Origin of the sequence: Streptomyces cellostaticus (genome assembly GCF_001513965.1) — a bacterium.
Classification (GTDB): domain Bacteria; phylum Actinomycetota; class Actinomycetes; order Streptomycetales; family Streptomycetaceae; genus Streptomyces; species Streptomyces cellostaticus.
Window position 1 is genome coordinate 1 of sequence record NZ_KQ948103.1, and the last position, 3,700, is coordinate 3,700.

1 protein-coding gene is annotated in these 3,700 nt (G+C 73.2%); it reads right to left on the reverse strand.

The window, feature by feature from the left end; all coding sequences use genetic code 11:
• The coding region (locus AQI88_RS42205; protein WP_208616104.1) for an SDR family NAD(P)-dependent oxidoreductase at positions 1-3,646 on the reverse strand (3,646 nt) is incomplete at its 3' end.
• Positions 3,647-3,700: the final 54 nt, after the last annotated feature.

The following is a 3,700-nucleotide window of genomic DNA, read 5'->3' on the forward strand; positions in this document are numbered from 1 at the left end:
TCAGGCCGTGCGCCGAGCGACCCGAGACCATCCACGCGGCGAGCCCACCGGACTCCACCACCGCGGGGAGCGTGCTCTCTTCGGTGACGGTTCCCTCGCCGTCGTCCTCGGGTTTGTCGAGCTGAGCGGCCGGGGCTTCTTCGAGGATGATGTGCGCGTTGGTGCCGCTCATTCCGAACGAGGAGACGCCGGCACGGCGCAGTCGGCCGTTCACCGGCCACGGCACCGGTTCGGTCAGCAGTTGCACCTCTCCGGCCGACCAGTTCACGTGCGGCGAGCGCTCGTTCGCGTGCAGCGTCGCCGGCAGCTGTTCGTTCTGCAGCGCCTGCACCATCTTGATCACACCGGCCACGCCGGCCGCGGCCTGGGTGTGCCCGATGTTGGACTTCACCGAACCCAGCCACAACGGCCCCTGCTCGGCGCGCTCCTGGCCGTAGGTGGCGAGCAGCGCCTGTGCCTCGATCGGGTCGCCCAGCGGGGTCCCCGTGCCGTGCGCCTCCACCACGTCGACCTCGTCGGCGCGTACCCCGGCGTTGGCCAGGGCAGCCCGGATCACCCGCTGCTGCGAGGGGCCGTTCGGCGCGGTCAGACCGTTGGACGCACCGTCCTGGTTGATCGCGCTGCCGCGCACGACCGCCAGCACCCGGTGGCCGAGCCGCTGCGCGTCGGACAGCCGCTCCACGACCAGCATGCCCGCGCCCTCGCCCAGGCCCATGCCGTCGGCCGCCGCCGAGAACGGCTTGCACCGTCCGTCCGGTGACAGCCCCATCTGGCGGCTGAACTGGTTGAACAGGAGCGGGTTGGCCGCCACCATGACGCCGCCGGCCAGGGCCAGCGTGCACTCGCCCGACCGCACGGCCTGGCAGGCCAGGTGCAGCGCGACCAGCGAGGACGAGCAGGCCGTGTCCACGGTCACCGCCGGGCCCTCCAGGCCCAGGACGTAGGCCACCCGGCCCGACACGACGCTGGTCGAGACACCCGTGACGAGGTGCCCGTCCAGTTCGCCCTGCAGGCCGGCGCTCCAGCCGTAGCCAGAGGCGGCTGCGCCCGCGAACACGCCGGTCGCGGAGCCGCGCAGCGACGCAGGGTCGATTCCGGCCCGTTCCAGCGCCTCCCAGGACACCTCCAGCAGCAGCCGCTGCTGCGGGTCCATCGACAGGGCCTCGCGCGGGCTGATCCCGAAGAAGCCCGCGTCGAAGCCGACCGCGTCGTACACGAATCCGCCCGCCCGGATGGGCTTTCCGGAGTACCCCTCTTCGGCGTCGGGCCGGTCCTCGAGGACCCAGCCCCGGTCCTCGGGAAGAACGGAGATGGCGTCGGTTCCGGCGGCCACCAGGTTCCACAGTTCGTCCGGGCTCGTCGCGCCACCGGGGTAGCGGCAGCTCATGCCGACGATCGCCAGTGGCTCGTCACTGACCGCAGCGGCGACCGGGGCGGCCTGAGCGCTGCCCGTGGCGCCTCCCAGCTGCGACAGGAGGAACTCGGCCGCGGCCGTGGGTGTAGGAGCGTCGAACAGCAGGGTGGCGGGCAGTTGCAGGCCGGTGGCGGTGCTCAGCCGGTTGCGCAGTTCGACCGCGGTCAGCGAGTCGAAGCCCAGGTCGCTGAAGGCACGGTTGGCCTCTACCGCCTCGGGCGAGGGGTAGTCCAGCACCGCGGCCGCCTGAGTCTGCACCAGGGTGACCAGCAGCCGGTTCTGTTCGGCGCGCGACAGGCCCGCCAGCTGCTGCTTCAGGGCCGTGCTCGAGTCCGAGCCGACGACCGCGTCGCCGCCGGACGCATCCGCGTCGGCGCCGGCCAGGGCCTGCCGGACCTCGGGCAGGCCCTCGATCAGCGGGCTGGGCCGGCGCAGCGTGAACGGCGGGGCGAACCGCGCCCAGTCCACATCCGCGATGGTCACCAGTCCTTCGCCGCCGTCCAGGATCTGCGCCAGCGCCTGGACCGCCTGGTCCGACTCCATGACCATCAGCCCGCGCCGCACGCCCTGCGCGGCGCCGTCCTCGTCGGTCATGCCGCCGCCGCCCCACGGGCCCCAGGCCACCGAGGTCGCGGGCATTCCCTGGGCCCTGCGGTGCTCGGCGAGCCCGTCCAGGAAGGTGTTGGCGGCGGCGTAGGCGGGTTGCAGACCGCTGCCCCAGGTCGCCGAGATCGAGGAGAAGAGAACGAACGCGTCCAGGTCCAGGCCGTCGGTCAGCTCGTGCAGATGGACGGCGCCCGCGGCCTTGGCCGCCAGCACCGCGGACACCTCGGCGAGGTCGGCCTCCTGCACGGCGGTGGCCTGGGGGATGCCTGCGGTGTGCATCACCGCGGACAGTGCGGGCCCGTCCGTGCCGGTCCAGGCCAGCAGCCCGGCCAGCTCCGCCCGGTCGCCCGCATCGCAGGCCACGACATCCACGCGCGCACCGGCCGTCGCCAGCTCGGCCGCCAGCGCGGCCGCACCCGCCGCACCGGGTCCGGACCGGCTGGTCAGCACGAGCCGCTGAGCACCGCGGCCGGCCAGCCAGCGGGCCACATGCCCGCCGATCGCACCGGTTCCACCGGTGATCAGGACACTCCCGCGCGGCACCCAGGGCTCTGCGGAGCCGCGGGGCTGCGGGGCCCGGGTCAGCCTGCGGCCCAGGATCCCGCTCGGGCGGATCGCGACCTGGTCCTCACCGCACCCGGCGAGCACGGCCGCGAGCCGCACCCCGGCACGTTCGTCCAGTACGGCAGGCAGATCGATCAACCCGCCCCACCGATCAGGGAGTTCCAGGCCCACGACCCGGCCAAGCCCCCACACCTGCGTCTGCACAGGGTTGGCCAGCACCTCACCCGGCACGGCAGCCACCGCACCACGCGTGACCACCCACAACGGTGCGCCCACCTCGGCATCACCCAGCGCCTGCACCAACCCCAGCGTCGCCGCCACACCCTCAGCCACCACCGGATGCGCGGGCACGGGGGTCTCGTCCAGTGCGAGCAGCGACACCACACCGGCGGGCTCTGCGTCATGCAGCGCCTGGCCGAGGACGGCCGCCACCTCGGCCCGGTCCACCGTCCCGGCCGGCACCTCGGCGACCACGACCTCGGCACCCCGAGCGGCCAGCGCCGCCGCGCACGCCTGCGTCAAGTCGTCGCCGGACTGCTCGGCCACGACCAGCCAGGTCCCGTTCAGCACACCCGGGTCGGGCTCGGCGACCGGCGACCAGCTCACCCGGTAACGCCAGTTCGCGGTCACCGACCGGTCCTGCTCCCGGCGCCGCCACGACGTCAGCGCCTCCAGGACCTCACCCACATGCTGCTGGTCCTCGATCTCCAGAACCTCAGCGATATGCGCCAGGTCTCCGCCCTCGACGGCGGCCCAGAACCGTGTTTCGGCCGCCGTGCTCGCGCCGTCCCCGCCCGCCGGGATCGCAGCCGCGGCCGGTATCTCCTGCCAGTACCGCTGGTGCTGGAACGCATACGTCGGCAGTTCCACCGGCTCTCCGGCCGGCAGGACCTTCTTCCAGTCGACGGCCAGCCCGCCGACGTACGCCTGCGCCAGCGAGGTCACCAACCGGGTCGCACCGCCGTTGTCACGCTCCAGCGTGCCCACAACCACCACGTCCGCGGTACCCGCATCCTCCGCGGTCTCGGACACCGCGCCCGTCAGCACCGGATGCGGCGACACCTCAACGAACGCCCCATACCCACCAGTGATCAGCGCACGAACCGCCTCTTCGAA